Raw genomic sequence first — 15,685 nt, 5'->3', positions numbered from 1 at the left:
ATGAGTAGTCCTACCCACCAGGGGTGGGGGATTCGTGTGACGGGTGCGCGGCGACGTGATTGCCGGACGGCCCGGCAGGGTATCGCTGGACCATGACTGATCCGCACAATGCTGCCGACCGTGGACGCGCCGACGTCGAGAAGCGCTGGCAGGACACCGGAAGCTACCGGTCCGCGGCCCTGTATGTCGTGGCCGTGGTCGCGCTCGGCGCGGTGGCCTGCGCGGTCTTCCTCGCCGTCGACCGCGCCAATATCGTCCTCGCGTCGCTCGTCCCCGGTGTGTTCCTTCTCGGCGGGATCGGTGCGCTGGTCAACGCCTACCGCACCTATCGCCGGGGCGGCACCTGGCCGATGTGGCAGGGCGCGGCGTGGTTCCTGTTCGCCCTCATGCTCGTGGCGCTGGCGTTTCCCGCGATGGCGGGCTGATGCCTGTTTCCCACTGTGACGGGCTGATGTCTACTGTGGGGCCATGCCTGCGCAACGGGTGCGAATCGACAAGACCACGCCGCAGGTCTACCGAAAGCTGATCGCGGTATCGGCCGAGGTCGCCGCGGCCGCCGAACCGATCGGGCTGAGGCGGTCCCTCGTGGAACTGGTGAACCTGCGGTGTTCGCAGCTCAACGGTTGCGCCTTCTGCATGGATCTCCATGCGCAACTGGGCCGCACCGCGGGTCTGACGACGCAGCAGATCGACGTCATGGCCGGGTGGCGGGATGCGCCGGACCTCTACGACGACGTCGAGCAGGCGGCCCTGGAGATCGCCGAGCTCGTCACCGAACTGCCGGCGCACGACGCGGCCGACCTCGCCTACGACCGGGCGACGGACATCCTCGACACCGACCAGACCGCGGTGCTGATCTGGGCGGCGGTGACCATCAACGCGTTCAACCGGATGTCCATCGTGAGCGGGTACCGCCCCCGGCCCGGCGCCTCGCCGCAGAAGGCGGCAACACCGTTCACCGGTGGCGCGACAGGCTAGTCGGCCGTCCTCGCGTCACCGCCCTTTGCGTGCGAACACCCAGCCGGCCGCCGCGAGTGACACCAGCGCGATCGCCGCGCACCAGGCCAGGCCCGTCACCGCTGTCGACGTCAGATCGTGCACCGGTGACCCGCCGGTGCCCATGCCGACCAGCAGGGCTCGAATGGACTCGATGACCGGTGTGACCGGTTGTGCCTCGGCGAAGCCGCGCAGCCAGGCCGGCATCGTCTCGGGTGGCACGAACGCACTCGAGACATACGGCAGGAAGAGCATGACGAAGCCGAAACCGCCTGCTGCGGCGGGCGTTCGCACCGCCACGCCGATGAACGCGGCGAGGCAGGTGATGGCCAGGATGTAGGCGAGGACCATCCCGGCGGCCCCGAGCCATTCGAACAGCGACGCCGACGGCCGGAAACCGATGGCGACCGCGACGATCAGGACGACCGCGGTGGAGACGGAGTTCTTCACCAGGCTGGCCGCGACATGGCCGAACACCATGGTCGCGCCCACGATGGGCATCGACCGAAAGCGGTCGATGACGCCGCCGTTCATGTCATTCGCCACCGCCAGTGCGGTATTGGACGCGCCGTAGCCCGCGCACAGCAGGATGACTCCAGGAGTCGCGTAGGTGATGTAGTCGGTACCCACCGACATCGCGCCGCCGAAGACGTAGACGAACATCAGCATGATGGCGATCGGCAGGACGAGCGCGAGGATCAACTCGTCCGGATCGCGGCTCATCATGCGCAGCGATCGCGCGAACATCGTGGTCGCGTCGATCTGCAGGTGCCGTAGTCGCTTCGACGACGAGCGCTCGGCGAGGGCAGTGGTGAGACTCATGCCGCGACCTCGTTCCCGGTGGCCGGTTCGGCGGGTTGTCCGGTTGCCGCGAGAAACACGTCGTCCAGTGTGGGAGAGCGCAATTCCCAGGAATCGACGGTGGCGACGGTCCGATCGGCGAGATCGAGGACCGCGCGTGTGTGGGCCACCGACCGGTCGGTGGGCACGCGGACGATGGTCGACTGGACCGACGGCCCGAAAGCCGCCAGGTCGGAGGCGAGGGCGGTGGCGTCGGCCGCGGTCGGCACGACGAACTCGAGCGCGGCCTCGCCGACGCGGCGTTTCAGGTCGGCCGGTGTACCGGCGGTCCCGATCCGGCCGCCACTGATGAGGGCCACGCGGTCGGCGAGGCGGTCCGCCTCCTCCAGATACTGCGTGGTCAATAGGACTGCCGTCCCCTGCGCGACCACGTCGTCGATCACCTGCCAGAGCATCTGACGGCTGCGCGGGTCGAGGCCGGTCGTCGGCTCGTCGAGGAAGAGGACCACCGGCCGGTCGAGGAGTCCCGCGGCGAGATCGAGACGCCGGCGCATACCGCCGGAGTACGTCGCGACCAGTCGGTCGGCGGCGTCGGTGAGATCGAAGGCGAGCAGGAGTTCGTCGACGCGGTGATCGACGGTGCGGCGGGGATGGTGCGCGAGCCGACCCATCATCCTCAGGTTCTCGCGACCGGTGAGCTTGTCGTCGACGGCCGCGTATTGCCCGGTCAGACTGATGATCTCGCGGACCCGGCGGCGATCGGCGACGACGTCGAAGCCGCCGACGCGGGCGGTCCCTCCGTCGGGGCGGGTGAGGGTGGACAGGATGCGCACCGTGGTCGTCTTACCCGCGCCGTTGGGGCCGAGCAGGGCGACGACCTCCCCGGCGCCGACGTCGAGGTCCAGCCCGCGCAGGACGGGCACCCGGGAGTCCCCGCGGCCCAACGATTTCGTGAGGCAGACGGCCTCGACCGGCATGGGTGACGAACGGTCCGGGACGGTCATGTCGGACTCCGATCTGTTTATGTGTAAAACTGTTTACTCCAGTAACTGCGTACAGTAGACGCAGTTGTGCGCGACGGCAAGGGTCGCCGACCGAGAGGATCGCGAATGGCAGAGGGTGGGGACGAGACGCTGCAACGGCTGTGGACAGGTGGCAGGGCGGGCAGCCGTGGTCCCAAACCGGCCCTCGATCTCGACCGCATCGTCGACGCCGCGATCGCGATCGCCGACACCGACGGCCTCGACGCGGTTTCCATGGCGCGCGTGGGTGAGGCGCTCGGCTGTTCGGCCATGGCCCTGTATCGCCACGTGTCCGGCAAGGCTCAGCTGCTGAGCCTCATGGTGGACGCGGTGGCGGGTCAGCTCGCGTTGCCGCCGCGCCGAGGGGAGTGGCGCGAGGATCTGGCGGCGTGGACGCGGGCGCAGATCGACGGCATGGTCGAACGCCCCTGGTTCCTCGAACTGCCGCTGACGGTCGCGGTCCCGGGGCCGCGTCGAATGCGTTGGATGGAGGCGGGTTTCGAGATCCTGAAGGATTTCGACCTGCCCGGTGACGACAAACTCGAGATCCTCGGCCTGCTCGCCCAGTATGTGCTGTCGGCAACCCGGTTGGAGATCGAGATGCGGCGTGCGACGGGTACCGATGCGGAGTCGGACTTCGAGCAGGTGCTGACCGGTCTCGCCGATCCCGCGCAGTACCCGTACCTGTTCGCGGCGATGCAGAGCGCGGGCGGGGAGTCCGACGACCGTGAATTCGGGCTGCAGCTCATTCTCGACGGCATCGCATCGCGCGCCACCGGCTCGCCCTGACGCGTCACCGGGCACTCTGACCGGCCGCCCACCGCCGCACTCGCATCTGTGCGGCATGATGTCACCCATGTCGACTGTGCGCTCGGGCCGGCTCGCGGTCGGCACGCTGTCGCTGCTCACCGTTCTCTACTTCGCGCAGGGCCTGCCCTACGGATTCTTCAGCCAGGCGGTGCCGGTCATCCTCCGCGAGGAGGGTTACTCACTGACCCAGATCAGCGTGTACGGACTGTTGTTCGCGCCCTGGGGCCTGAAATTCCTGTGGGCGCCCTATGTCGACGCCTACGGCACCCGGCGCAGATGGCTGGTGTCCCTGCAGTTGTCGTCGGCGGTCGTCGCACTCGTCTTGGCGACGCTCGATCTGTCCGGGTCCCTGGTCTGGCTCCTGATCGGCATCGCGGTCATCAACCTGCTGTCGGCGACGCAGGACATCGCGACCGACGGGCTGGCGGTGTCGATGCTCGAGCCGCGTCAGCGCGGTCTGGGCAACGGAATCCAGGTGGGCGCGTACCGAATCGGCATGATCGCCGGCGGCGGCGGGCTCCTCTGGCTGTTCTCGTTCGCCGGTTGGCGCACCTTGTTCGTCGTGATGGCGGTGCTCCTGTTCGCGGTCACCGTCGGCGTGTGGTTTCTCGCCCGTGAGCCGAGCCGACCGACCGGCGATGCGCAGCCGACACCGTCGAAGCGGGTGTCGCCCGGGTTGTTGCTGACGGGCTGGTCGTCGCGGCTCCGACGTCCGGGCGTGATCACGTTCATCCTCGTCGTCGGCGCGTTCAAGTTCGGTAACTCGATGGCGTCGGCGCTGGTGGGCCCGTTCATGTCCGACATCGGACTCACACTGGGCCAGATCGCGCTCGTCGAAGGTGCGTTGTCGTCGGCCGGAGCGCTCGGCGGAGCCGCGCTCGGCGGGTGGCTCGCGTACACCTACGGTCGGCGGCACGCACTGCTCGTCGGCGGTGTCACCCAGACACTCAGTCTTGGAGTGTATCTGGTCGCGTCGATCGGCGTCGGCGGCTTCTGGCTGGTGGTCACGGCCAGCCTCGCCGAGCACATCCTGGGTGGCGCGGCGACCGTCGCGGTGTTCACCCTGATGATGGATGCGTGCCAGCAGGGCTACGAGGGCAGCGACTACACCTTGTTCGCGTGCGCGGTGGTCGGCGTGCAGGGCGCGGCCGGGTTCGCCGCCGGGATCGTCGGCGACCTGTTCGGGTTCCCGGCGATCTTCGCGACCGGCCTGATCCTGTCCGGCCTCGGCTGCCTGGTCATGATCCGGGCCCTCGATCGCGGTCTCATGAAACGTCTCGGGTAGGCAGGAGGGTCGCCATCGCCTCGTCGACGACGCGGTCGAGGTCGTCACCCAGGCTGCCGGCCAAGAACTGTTGCACCAGTTCGGACATCGCGCCGGTGAAGATCGCGGCCCGCACCCGGCTCGTGAGCCGGTCGGTGTCGCGGGCGTCGGCCTCGGCGAACGCGAGGTCGCGGAGCATGCCCTGGGTGGTGGCCCGCCGTTCGGCGAGAACGGGATTGGTCACCCCGGCGGTGAACAACACGCGGCCGCGCCGCGGATCCGACGACGCGTGGCCGAGGACCGCACGGATACCCGCGCGGGTGCGTGACCGGACCGAGGGGCCCGCCTCGCGCATCGCGGCCTCGACCACCACGCCGAGTTCCGCCGTCGCGGTGTCGTAGACCGCGCCGAGCAGATCGTCGGTGTCGGAGAAGCTCTCGTAGAAGTACCGGGTGTTGTAGCCGCAATACCGGCACACCGAGCGGACCGACAGCTCGGCTTCCGCGCCGACGCCTCCGAAGATGTCGAAGGCGGCCGCGATCAGGGCCGCTCTACGCTCCGCGCGCCGGTCCGCGAGCGGTACGCCCGCCCAGCGGGTCGGTGAGGACATCTGCTCACCATAGTCGGCCGCCAGCGTACCCCGCACAGATCTGGTCACGCCTGTACCCAAAGAGTTACTCTGGGTACGACCGTGACCAATGGTCGACCCGAGCGGAAGGTCTGTAGATGACTGTGTCCATGGCTCCTCTCCGACTGCCGTCGACCGACTGGATTCCGGTTCCCCTCCCGCACGAGTTCGTCGGGTCCTGGCTGAACGGCAAGTTCGACGCCCACGTCCGAGCGAAGTTCTTCCGCGGGATGGACTTCGAGAAGCCGGCCGGCGATCCGGGTTGGTTCGGCCCGGGCAGCGCGACCTGGTACGTCCATTCGCACACGCCCGCGCTCATCTTCGGTCTGCAGTGTGCGTCGTACCTGGAGCGTCTCGACCCGAGCATCTTCTGGATGGGTGTGCAGCACTCGCGGCTGGTCCGGCGCCGCGAGGACGGAACCCCGACCCTGTCCATCGATCCCGACGGCGCGATGACCAGACTCGGGCACTCGCTGGCCTTCTTCATGGGGACCGCGTACGGCTCGACCGAGTCCGCCGAGCGACTGGCGCGGACGGTACGCGCGATGCACCACACCATCAAAGGTGTCCGGCCCGACGGTGCGGCCTACGACGCCGACGATCCGGCCTGGCTTCGCTGGAACTATGCCACCGTCGTCTGGGGTATCGCCACCGCGCACGAGATCTACCACCCGCAGCCGCTGCGGGGCGCCGAACTCGACGGCTATTACCGGGAATTCGTGCGCGTCGGTCACGCGCTGGGTGGGACCGACCTGCCCACGACCAAAGCCGACACCCTCACCTGCTTGGCCGAGTACCTGCCGAAACTCGCACTGACACATGGCAATGCGATGGCCACCGGGTTGAACGTACGCAACCCGGCCCAGGGCGCCGTGGACTGGGCGATCCGTGACACGATGCCCCGCTGGGCCCAGCAGCTCATCATGTACCGCCCGCCCAATCCGGTCGAACGGCGTGCGCGCCGGAGTGCGGTGTGGGGTCTGATCAACTCCGCCCACCTGACGATGGGGGAGGCGCCGGAGTTCGCGGCCGCTCGTCGTCGCGTGGCGCACGGGACGACGGTGCCGCACACGCTTCCGCGCTATGAACTCGGATCTGACCCCGAGCGTACCCGTGCCGAAATCGAGGCCTCGTTCGCCCGTTAGCCGCTGTGGGCGCTCGTGTCAAACCGGGTCGCTCCGAAACTCCAATGAAGGCAACGGAATTCGCCGGCATCAGATCGTGACGGCGGGTCCGGAAGCGGAAACATCGATTTCATCTCACGTCACGCCGGTGTAACAAAGTCAATTTACGTTTACCTCCCATACGCCAGATCGCAAGGCTTGCGACGCGTATCTCATCGGGGGTCACGCGGTGACAGGCCGCGTGTTCGTCGTGCCCCCATCTGAGTGGACCTGAGACGTAATGAGAAAGGCTTCGCCGATGCCGTCTGTTCCGTTGCCGCCCGGCCCCCCGCCGGCGGACATCCCGCCGTCCGCCCCGACCCGGTCACGCCGTCGGCGGTACGGCATCCTGGTCCCCGCGGCGCTGTCCGCGGTGGCGCTGGTCCTGAGCGCCTGTGGCAGTTCGGCCAGCGAGGAATCGGCATCGAGCGCCGAATCGTGTGTCGACACCTCCGGGAGCACCATCAAGGTCGGCTCGCTGAACTCGCTGTCGGGCACCATGGCGATCTCCGAGGTCACCGTGCGTGACTCGATCAAGCTCGCCGTCGATCAGATCAACGACAACGGCGGAGTGCTGGGCAAACAGATTCAGCTCATCGGCGAGGACGGGGCCTCCGAGCCGACGATCTTCGCGGAGAAGGCCGAGAAGCTGATCTCGAGTGATTGCGTCGCAGCGGTGTTCGGCGGTTGGACGTCGTCGAGCCGCAAGGCCATGCTGCCGGTCTTCGAGGACAACAACTCGCTGCTGTACTACCCGGTGCAGTACGAGGGCCTGGAGTCGTCGCCGAACATCTTCTACACCGGCGCCACGACGAACCAGCAGATCGTGCCGGCCCTGGAGTACCTGAAAGAGGAGGGCGTGAAGTCGCTCTACCTCGTCGGTAGCGACTATGTCTTCCCGCAGACGGCCAACCGTGTCATCAAGGCGTACGCGGAGGCCAACGGCATCGAGATCAAGGGCGAGGACTACACCCCGCTCGGTTCGACGGACTTCTCGACGATCGTCAACAAGGTCCGTACCGCCGACGCCGACGCCGTGTTCAACACTCTCAACGGCGATTCCAACGTCGCGTTCTTCCGCGAGTACAAGAACGTCGGCCTGACCCCGCAGGCCATGCCGGTCGTCTCGGTGTCCATCGCGGAGGAAGAGGTCGGCGGTATCGGTGTGGACAACATCGAGGGCCAGCTGGTCGCGTGGGACTACTACCAGACCGTCGACAACCCGGTGAACGCCTCGTTCGTCCGTGACTACAAGGCCGCATACGGCGCCAACAAGCCGACCTCCGACCCGATGGAGGCCGCCTACGTCTCGGTCTACCTGTGGAAGAACACCGTCGAGAAGGCCCAGTCGTTCGCCGTCGCCGACGTCCAGAAGGCTGCCGGCGGAGTCACTTTCGACGCTCCGGAGGGCCTCGTCACGATCGACGGCGAGAACAACCACATCACCAAGACCGCGCGCATCGGTGAGATCCGTGGCGACGGACTGATCTACACGGTGTGGGATTCGGGTCAGCCGATCGAGCCGGACCCCTACCTGAAGTCGTACCCGTGGGCCGAGGGCCTGAGCAACTGACACCGTCGACGACCCGTCCCGCGTCCTCCGGCGACGCGGGACGGGTCGCGCACGGTCCCTCCCGGCGAACGCGGCACTCGCCGACGACGAACGGATAGACACGTGGAAACCGTTATCGGACAGCTCTTCACCGGGCTCAGTCTCGGTTCGATCCTGCTTCTCGCAGCTCTCGGCCTGTCCCTGACCTTCGGTCAGATGGGCGTGATCAACATGGCCCACGGGTCGTTCATCATGGCCGGGTCCTACACCGCGTACACGGTGCAGGAATACCTGATCTCCAATGCCGGGGTGTCCCTGCTGGTCTCGCTCGTCATCGGGTTCCTCGTCGGCGGCCTGATGGGCGTTCTCCTCGAGGTCACCCTGATCAAGCGGATGTACGACCGCCCACTGGACACACTCCTGGTGACGTTCGGTGTCGGATTGATCCTCCAGCAGCTCGCCCGCGACATCTTCGGCGCGCCGGCGGTCGACGTCGTCGCACCGTCGTGGTTGTCCGGCGGCGTCGACATCCTCGGCGCGGTCGTCCCGAAGACGCGCCTGTTCATCATGCTGCTGGCCATCGTCGCGGTCACCGCGATCGCGGTGACCATGAAGTACACGCCGATGGGTCGGCGCATCCGCGCCGTCGTCCAGCACCGGGATCTCGCCGAGACGAGCGGGATCTCCAGCCGCCGAACCGACATCACGACGTTCTTCATCGGTTCGGGACTCGCCGGCATCGCCGGGGTCGCACTGACGTTGATCGGATCCACCAGCTCGAACACCGGGATGACCTATCTGATCGACGCATTCCTGGTCGTCGTGATCGGCGGGCTGGGCCAGATCAAGGGCGCGGTCATCGCGGCCATCGCGCTCGGCGTCCTGAACTCGTTCATCGAATACAACACGACGGCGTCGGTGGCGAAGGTCGCCGTGTTCGTCATCATCGTGATCTTCCTGCAGATCCGGCCGCAGGGGCTGTTCACGGTCCAGTCGAGGAGTCTTGTGTGAAGGACTATTTCAGCAGTTCCTGGAAGGTCTGGGCGGGCTTCGGCGTCGCCGCCATCCTGTTGTTCGCGGTCGCGCCCGCCGTCCTCTCGGACTTCCGTCTCAACCTGCTCGGCAAGTTCCTCTGCTTCGGCATCGTCGCGGTGGGCATCGGCCTGGCCTGGGGTCGTGGTGGCATGCTCACCCTCGGCCAGGGTGTGTACTTCGGGCTGGGTGCGTACATCATGGCCATGCACCTGAAGATCTCCGACGCGGAATTGCGCGGCGACGACGTGCCCGACTTCATGCAGATTGCCGGGATCAGCGAACTGCCGGGGTACTGGAAGCCCTTCGCCTCACCGGTGGTGACGATCCTGGGCATCCTGCTGGTACCGACGTTGCTGGCGATCCTGCTGGGTCTCGGCGTGTTCAAACGGCGCGTCAAGGGTGCCTACTTCGCCATCCTGTCCCAGGCGCTGGCCGCCGCCTTCGCGATCCTGCTCATCGGTCAGCAGACCACCGGTGGCAGCAACGGCCTCAACCGTTTTCGCAGCTTCTTCGGGCTCGCCCTGAACGACCCGGTGAACCGGCAGCTGCTGTTCTTCATCACCGCGGCCATCCTGCTCGCCGTCGTGGCGATCACCCGTCAGCTGATGTACAGCCGGTACGGCGAACTGCTGGTCGCCGTCCGCGACCAGGAGGAGCGGGTCCGGTTCCTCGGCTACGACCCGGCCAACACCAAGGTCGTCGCCTACGCCATCGCGGCGTTGTTCGCGAGCATCGCGGGGGCCATGTTCGTTCCCATCGTCGGCATCATCTCGCCCGCCGACGTCGGGATCGTGCCGTCGATCGCCTTCCTGATCGGCGTCGCCATCGGCGGGCGCACAACGCTTCTCGGCCCGGTCCTCGGCGCCATCGCGGTGGCCTGGGCGCAGACCAGTCTGTCGGAGAGCTTCCCGTCCGGCTGGACTTATGCGCAGGGAATCCTGTTCATCGTGGTCGTCGGGTTCTTCCCGGCCGGGCTGGCCGGCCTGGGGGCACTGGTCAAGTGGCGCCGGAAGAGAGCGCCGGATTCGTCCCCGACCGGCGACATCGACGAACACACCAGCAGCAAGGTAGGAGCGTCGTCATGACCGAAGCAGAATCGACGGTCGTCGGGCACCCGCCGGTCGCCGGCGGCAACGCCGGGATGGACAGCGACTACCTCCAGGTGCGCGGTCTCAGCGTGGAGTTCGACGGTTTCAAGGCCGTCTCCGACGTGGATCTCACACTGCTGCAGGGTGATCTGCGGTTCCTGATCGGTCCGAACGGTGCCGGCAAGACCACCATCATCGACGCCATCACCGGCCTGGTGAAGTCCACCGGTTCGATCCAGAAGTCCGGTGTCGAACTGGTCGGCAAGAAGGTGCACCAGATCGCGCGGCTCGGGGTGGGCCGGACCTTCCAGACCGCGAGCGTCTTCGAGGAACTGAGTGTGCTGCAGAACCTCGATATCGCCGCGGGCGCCGGGCGTTCGGTGTGGACGATGCTGCGGCGTCGACCGACGCAGATCCCCGACTCGATCGCCGAGGCGCTCGAAACCATCGGCCTGCAGGACCTGGCCGACACACCCGCGGGCGTACTGGCCCATGGTCAGAAGCAATGGCTCGAGATCGGGATGCTGCTGGTGCAGAACGCCTCGGTGCTGCTGCTGGACGAGCCGGTCGCCGGGATGAGCCACGAAGAGCGTGAGGAGACCGGGAACCTGTTGCGCCGCATCGGCGGTGAGCGCACCGTCGTGGTCGTCGAGCACGACATGGACTTCATGAGGTCCTTCGCGACATCGGTCACCGTGCTCGCGCGGGGTCGGGTGCTCGCCGAGGGCACGGTCGCCGAGGTCCAGGCGAACCCGAAGGTCCAGGAGGTGTACCTCGGGACCGCGGCCGGCGGTGAAGAACTCGAGGAGATCGCCGCCGAGGTCGACTCCGACACGACTGCGACTTCGGCGAGCGCGGCTGCAACGCAACCGATCACGGAGAAGGGCTGAACCATGCTGAAGATCTCCGGAGTCCATGCGGGCTACGGTCGGACCGAGGTGATCCACGGGGTCGACATCGAGGTACCGACCGACGGCGTCGTCGCGGTGATGGGACACAACGGGGCCGGGAAGACGACCCTGCTCCGCGCGGCCGTCGGGTTGGTGAAGACCACCAAGGGCACCATCACGTTCGACGGCGTCGACATCACCCGGGCGCGTCCGAGCGTACGGGTCGGGCACGGTATCGCCTACGTGCCCCAGGGGCAGCAGAGTTTCGGCCATCTCACCACCGCCGAGAACCTGCAGGTGGTGGCCGACGGCCGCAAACGCGGCAAGGAGCTGGTCGCCGAGATGCTGGACATGTTCCCGGCACTCAAGGAATTGCTGGGACGACGCGCCGGCCTGTTGTCCGGCGGCCAGCGTCAGCAGCTGGCGATCGCGCGCGCGCTCATCACCGAGCCGCGGATGCTCATCCTCGACGAGCCGACCGAGGGCATCCAGCCGTCGGTCGTCGCCGAGATCGAGCAGACCATCACCACGCTGACGCAGCGCGGTGGGCTGGGCGTACTCCTCGTCGAACAGCACATCGGGTTCGCCCTCGAGGCGGCGCAGCGGTACTACGTGCTGGAGAGCGGCCGCGTGACGTCGTCGGGTGAGGGTGGTACGGCCGCCGAAAGTGCTGTGCGCGAGGCGATGACGATCTAGTACGACGCGCGGGCCACCTCAGCCGGGCGCCTGCCGGCTGAGGTGCTCCCACTTGTGGTAGTCCCTGTCACGTGCGCGGTCCATCTCGAGCACGTGGTCGAACGACTGGCTGCCGACGATCAGGCGCCGAGGCGGGTCGGGGAGCGCCACGAGTTCCAGGATGACCGGGGCGGCCGTGGTCGGCGGCGGTCCGGCGTCGTCACCCCACGACGATTCCATCTCGGCTCGCAGGTCCCGATACTCCGGCATCGGTTCGGTGTTCGTCGTACCGGCAGTGAACAACCCGGTGTCGTAACCGCCCATCTGCAGGATGGTGACCTTGACGCCGAATTGCTCGGCCTCCATCGCCAGCGCCTCACTGACCGAGTCGAGCGCGGCCTTGCCCGCTCCGTAGAAGCCGACGGTGGCCATTCCTCCGCCGCTGCCCATCGACGTCACCTGCAGCAGGCGTCCGCCGCCGCCGGCGCGCAGGTGGGGCAGCACGGCTTGCGCGACCCAGACGGCACCGAAGAAGTTCAGGTCGAGGTGCGCCCTGATCTGGGCCTCGGTGGCCTCCTCGACCATCCCGTAGAGCATTCCGCCGGCGTTGTTGACGACGATGTCGAGTCGGCCGAACGCCGCGACCGCTGTCTCGACGCCGTCGAACACGGCCTGCCGGTCCGTGACGTCGAGCGACAGGGGATGGAGTTGATCGGGATGTCGCGTGGCCAGCGACGCCAGCGGTTCGATGTTGCGGGCGACGGCCACGACCTCGTCGCCGGCGGCAAGTGCCGCTTCGGTGAACGCGCGTCCGAGTCCGCGGGATGCGCCGGTGATGAACCAGACCCGTGCGTCGATCATCGAATTTCCTCCTAAGTTAACGGAACGGTCCGTCTCAGAATGGCTATGGCCATGTCCGCCTCGCTTGTCAAACGCAACGTCTCGTTTCGTGAACTAGGCTCGACCCATGACGACAGCTGCAGGTCCCGATCACTCACGCCGCAGAGAGCGGTCTCGCCAGGTGATCCTCGAAGCGACCCGAGCCCTGGTCGTGGAGCAGTCGTACGACAAGGTCACGGTGGAGGCGATCGCGGCCCGGGCCGGTGTCGGCAAACAGACGATCTATCGACGGTGGCCGTCGAAGAGCGCGGTCGTCTTCGCAGCGGTGCTCGCGCTGAGCGAGGGGGCCGACGGGCAGTCGGTCGAACTGCCGGACACCGGAGATCTCGAGGCGGACCTGAAACAGGTCATGCGGGAGACGGTGGCAGAGTTCGCCGATCCGTCCTTCGATCGCCTGATCCGGGCGGTGAACACGGAGATCGCGAATGACGCCGACCTTGCGGCGGAGTACCGGGAGAAGCTGTCGCGACCGCTGGACGACGCCAAGAAGGCTCGGCTTCGCACGGCCGAGCGGGCGGGCCAGCTGCCCCCCGACACCGACCTCGACCTGTTTCTGGAGATGCTCTACGCCCCGTTGTTCCAGCGGTGGTTGCACCGCAGCGGCCCGCTGACCGACATCTACGCCGACGCACTCGTCGAGGCGACGCTCCGGGCCTTCGGAGGGAGATGACGGTCGGCCCGGTCCGCGCCGTCGTCAGTCCAGCCGGACTCCGATCTCGGGGGTGAGTTCGTGCGGCGCGTGGAGGGGGAGATCGTCGCCGCTCCAGAATCGCCCGGGGTCGAACCAGTTGGAGTCCTTGGACGCGTCGAGGATGCCCATCTCCCGATAGGTGATGGCCACCACCTCGGCGCAGTAGGCGGCTTCTAATCCGACGCCCTCGGTGTTCTGGCTTTTCCGCTGCTGCCGTTCGTCGCGTCGTTGACGGACCTTGCGGTCGAGGTAGGGGATGCCCCGGACGAGTTCGGTCGAGTTGGGCACCCGGCCGCGAAACCACCGGCCGGCCAGGCGCGCGGTGGTCGGGAACGGCGTCCCGTCGAGTTCGGCGATCACCTTGAGGAGAGCGTTCTCCTGATCCGGGGAGACCTCCGGCGTGAGCTGTCGGAACCAGCACGCCTGCTTGTAGCGGATCATCCACTGCTCCGCGGCTTCTCGAGCGTCGTGTAGCTGCACGCCGCGATGATTCGATCCGGTCCACACGTCGGTCAGCCGATCGCCGAGCTCTGCGTGCCACAGCAGCGGTGGCAGATCGTCGATGCAGACCGCCATCGCGACATGGTTCACGGGAGCGTTGGTCAGGGTGCGGATGGCCCGGTCCGGTCCGGAATGGCCGCGGAAGAGCCAGATGTCGCCGGTGCGGGTGGCGTCGAGTGCGTCGGTCAACGAGATGCCGGCGTCGGCGCGGTCTCGGCCGAGGAGAATTCTGCTGGTGGGCACGAGAGCAGGCTAATGCGTCCGGAGCACGCACGACGCCCGCGCGACCTATCCTGCCCGCATGAGGAACCTGTGGAAATGGCTGGGATTGGCGGGCGCGGTCGGGGTGGCCACCGGCGGGGTGATGGTCGCGCGTGACCAGCGGCAGCGGAAGTCCTATTCGGCCGACGATGTCCGGGCACGCCTCCATCAGCGGCTCGACGAGACGGAGACTGCGGGTGGCGGAACCGCTGATTCCTGAGGACCGGAGTGGCGGAGCCACTGATTCCTGAGGACCGGAGTGGCGGAGCCACTGATTCCTGAGGACCGGAGTGGCGGAGCCACTGATTCCTGAGGACACTGGACAGCGTTGACCGGCGGCTCGTCAGGGTGGCCGGAGGAAGGAACATCATGACCGACAACAGCGGCTCCGGCGGACCGTTCAATTTCGGCCCCGAGGACTTCGACCGATTTGCGCGCGAGGCCGGTGACGGACTGCGTGACGTGTTCGGCAAGCTCTTCGAGGGGCAGGCCGGACCGGCAGCCTTCTCGATGTTCTTCGACGAGGCCGCCCGCGGCCGCACTCGCACCAAGCCCCGTGAGGAGACCACCGGTGAGGCCGGCTCGGGTGTCTGGGCGGTGTTCGTCGTCGACGACGACGGCGGTGCCCGCGTCGAGCAGGTCTACGCCACCGAACTCGAGGCCCTACGCGCCAACAAGACCAACACCGATCCGCGACGCAACGTGCGGTTCCTGCCGTACGGCATCGCGGTGAGTGCGTTGGACACGACGATCGGGGACAGCGGCGACGACGCCGCGCCCACGCCGTAGACAGCGGCAGACGCAACAAGGCCGGCGAGTCCTGGAAAGGACCCGCCGGCCTCGTCGTGTCGACGACTGCACGGCCTCACGGCACGTGCTGCGCCGGTGCCTGCGTCAGAGGTTGGCGCCGCACACCGGCCAGGCGCCGGGGCCCTGGGTGGCGAGCACGTTCTCCGCGACGCGGATCTGCTCCTCGCGGGAGGCGTCGGCCGGGTTACCGGTTCCGCCGTTGGCCTGCCAGGTGCTCATCGAGAACTGGAGGCCACCGTAGTAGCCGTTGCCGGTGTTGATGGCCCAGTTGCCGCCGCTCTCGCATTGAGCGACCGCGTCCCAGTTGCCGCCTGCTGCGTGCGCGGTGGACGCCAGCATCCCGAAGGGGGCGGCAGTCAGTGCGCCGACGATGGCGGCGCGGGCGACGAGCTTGGTCATGTGGGTCTTGGTCATTCGCATGGTCTTCGTTCCTCCTCACCACCCCGGGGTTGGCAGGGCGGTTGATCTCGGACCGTGGGCGACCATACGGGTTGGGTAACGGCTTGGTCACGTCAAGCCCGTGACCTGGGCGATTCGAATAACGCCGGGATAACGCTGTTAGCTTTACGGCGAATTCGCAGCGCATACCGCAATTCGG

At 67.4% G+C, this 15,685-nt stretch carries 19 protein-coding genes; 13 read left to right on the top strand and 6 right to left on the bottom strand.

Annotated features, from left to right (window positions below; translation table 11 throughout):
- The first annotated feature begins 92 nt into the window (after nt 1-92).
- Together QAD21_RS16910 and QAD21_RS16905 are read left to right on the top strand one after the other, a co-directional pair.
- Nucleotides 93-425 (top strand): hypothetical protein, encoded by a 333-nt coding sequence (locus tag QAD21_RS16910; protein ID WP_064571124.1) that lies wholly within the window; start codon nt 93-95, stop codon nt 423-425.
- Between the two features lie 43 nt (nt 426-468).
- Nucleotides 469-978, top strand: coding sequence for a carboxymuconolactone decarboxylase family protein (locus tag QAD21_RS16905; protein ID WP_068970912.1), 510 nt, complete (start codon nt 469-471; stop codon nt 976-978).
- 15 nt (nt 979-993) lie between these two features.
- On the opposite strand, the gene QAD21_RS16900 is transcribed toward QAD21_RS16905, so the two are convergent.
- Both QAD21_RS16900 and QAD21_RS16895 read right to left on the bottom strand, forming a co-directional pair.
- On the bottom strand, nt 994-1,818 hold the full coding sequence (locus QAD21_RS16900) for an ABC transporter permease (protein ID WP_083207371.1): 825 nt from the start codon (nt 1,816-1,818) through the stop codon (nt 994-996).
- Nucleotides 1,815-2,801: an ATP-binding cassette domain-containing protein gene (locus QAD21_RS16895; protein WP_065631054.1), complete on the bottom strand. Its 987-nt coding sequence runs from the start codon at nt 2,799-2,801 to the stop codon at nt 1,815-1,817. Before QAD21_RS16895 ends, QAD21_RS16900 begins: the two co-directional genes overlap by 4 nt.
- A 105-nt stretch (nt 2,802-2,906) precedes the next feature.
- Between QAD21_RS16895 and QAD21_RS16890 the strand changes: the two genes are divergently transcribed.
- Together QAD21_RS16890 and QAD21_RS16885 are read left to right on the top strand one after the other, a co-directional pair.
- Nucleotides 2,907-3,608, top strand: coding sequence for a TetR/AcrR family transcriptional regulator (locus QAD21_RS16890; RefSeq protein ID WP_068970913.1), 702 nt, complete (start codon nt 2,907-2,909; stop codon nt 3,606-3,608).
- 67 nt (nt 3,609-3,675) lie between these two features.
- On the top strand, nt 3,676-4,914 hold the full coding sequence (locus QAD21_RS16885; protein WP_068970922.1) for an MFS transporter: 1,239 nt from the start codon (nt 3,676-3,678) through the stop codon (nt 4,912-4,914).
- Here the strand turns inward: QAD21_RS16885 and QAD21_RS16880 are convergent.
- Nucleotides 4,895-5,503, bottom strand: a complete 609-nt coding sequence (locus QAD21_RS16880; protein ID WP_065631052.1) for a TetR/AcrR family transcriptional regulator — start codon at nt 5,501-5,503, stop codon at nt 4,895-4,897. The genes QAD21_RS16885 and QAD21_RS16880 overlap by 20 nt on opposite strands.
- Before the next feature lie 116 nt (nt 5,504-5,619).
- Here QAD21_RS16880 and QAD21_RS16875 point away from each other — a divergent pair, with 116 nt between their 5' ends.
- The 6 genes from QAD21_RS16875 to urtE all read left to right on the top strand — a co-directional run bounded on the left by QAD21_RS16875 (nt 5,620) and on the right by urtE (nt 11,945).
- On the top strand, nt 5,620-6,666 hold the full coding sequence (locus QAD21_RS16875) for an oxygenase MpaB family protein (protein ID WP_064571129.1): 1,047 nt from the start codon (nt 5,620-5,622) through the stop codon (nt 6,664-6,666).
- A gap of 277 nt (nt 6,667-6,943) precedes the next feature.
- A complete protein-coding gene (gene urtA, locus QAD21_RS16870) occupies nt 6,944-8,257 on the top strand; it encodes an urea ABC transporter substrate-binding protein (protein WP_091344393.1) in 1,314 nt (437 codons plus the stop codon).
- 102 nt (nt 8,258-8,359) lie between these two features.
- A complete protein-coding gene (gene urtB / locus QAD21_RS16865) occupies nt 8,360-9,247 on the top strand; it encodes an urea ABC transporter permease subunit UrtB (RefSeq protein ID WP_058252491.1) in 888 nt (295 codons plus the stop codon).
- On the top strand, nt 9,244-10,356 hold the full coding sequence (gene urtC, locus QAD21_RS16860) for an urea ABC transporter permease subunit UrtC (protein ID WP_068970914.1): 1,113 nt from the start codon (nt 9,244-9,246) through the stop codon (nt 10,354-10,356). The genes urtB and urtC overlap by 4 nt, the downstream gene beginning before the upstream one ends.
- Complete coding sequence (gene urtD / locus QAD21_RS16855; protein WP_058252493.1) at nt 10,353-11,249, top strand: urea ABC transporter ATP-binding protein UrtD; 897 nt, start codon at nt 10,353-10,355, stop codon at nt 11,247-11,249. The genes urtC and urtD overlap by 4 nt, the downstream gene beginning before the upstream one ends.
- Before the next feature lie 3 nt (nt 11,250-11,252).
- The gene (gene urtE, locus QAD21_RS16850) at nt 11,253-11,945 is read left to right on the top strand and encodes an urea ABC transporter ATP-binding subunit UrtE (RefSeq protein WP_068970915.1); all 693 of its coding nucleotides are present in this window, start codon (nt 11,253-11,255) and stop codon (nt 11,943-11,945) included.
- 18 nt (nt 11,946-11,963) lie between these two features.
- Here the strand turns inward: urtE and QAD21_RS16845 are convergent, their stop codons facing one another.
- On the bottom strand, nt 11,964-12,785 hold the full coding sequence (locus QAD21_RS16845; RefSeq protein WP_137809055.1) for an SDR family NAD(P)-dependent oxidoreductase: 822 nt from the start codon (nt 12,783-12,785) through the stop codon (nt 11,964-11,966).
- A gap of 106 nt (nt 12,786-12,891) precedes the next feature.
- Here QAD21_RS16845 and QAD21_RS16840 point away from each other — a divergent pair, with 106 nt between their 5' ends.
- Entirely contained in the window at nt 12,892-13,494 is a 603-nt protein-coding gene (locus tag QAD21_RS16840) for a TetR/AcrR family transcriptional regulator (RefSeq protein WP_068970917.1), read from the top strand.
- 24 nt (nt 13,495-13,518) lie between these two features.
- Here the strand turns inward: QAD21_RS16840 and QAD21_RS16835 are convergent, their stop codons facing one another.
- Nucleotides 13,519-14,259, bottom strand: a complete 741-nt coding sequence (locus QAD21_RS16835) for a guanylate cyclase (protein ID WP_068970918.1) — start codon at nt 14,257-14,259, stop codon at nt 13,519-13,521.
- A 58-nt stretch (nt 14,260-14,317) separates the two neighbouring features.
- On the opposite strand from QAD21_RS16835, the gene QAD21_RS16830 reads away from it, so the two are divergent.
- Complete coding sequence (locus tag QAD21_RS16830) at nt 14,318-14,497, top strand: hypothetical protein (protein ID WP_065631044.1); 180 nt, start codon at nt 14,318-14,320, stop codon at nt 14,495-14,497.
- Nucleotides 14,498-14,646: 149 nt separating this feature from the next.
- The gene (locus tag QAD21_RS16825; RefSeq protein WP_058252499.1) at nt 14,647-15,066 is read left to right on the top strand and encodes a hypothetical protein; all 420 of its coding nucleotides are present in this window, start codon (nt 14,647-14,649) and stop codon (nt 15,064-15,066) included.
- Between the two features lie 105 nt (nt 15,067-15,171).
- Here the strand turns inward: QAD21_RS16825 and QAD21_RS16820 are convergent, their stop codons facing one another.
- On the bottom strand, nt 15,172-15,507 hold the full coding sequence (locus tag QAD21_RS16820) for a transglycosylase family protein (protein ID WP_058252500.1): 336 nt from the start codon (nt 15,505-15,507) through the stop codon (nt 15,172-15,174).
- Nucleotides 15,508-15,685 lie beyond the last annotated feature (178 nt).

Source organism: Gordonia sp. SMJS1 (assembly GCF_029866425.1).
Taxonomy (GTDB): Bacteria; Actinomycetota; Actinomycetes; order Mycobacteriales; family Mycobacteriaceae; genus Gordonia; species Gordonia hongkongensis.
This window is presented reverse-complemented; position numbering and strand designations above follow the sequence as displayed.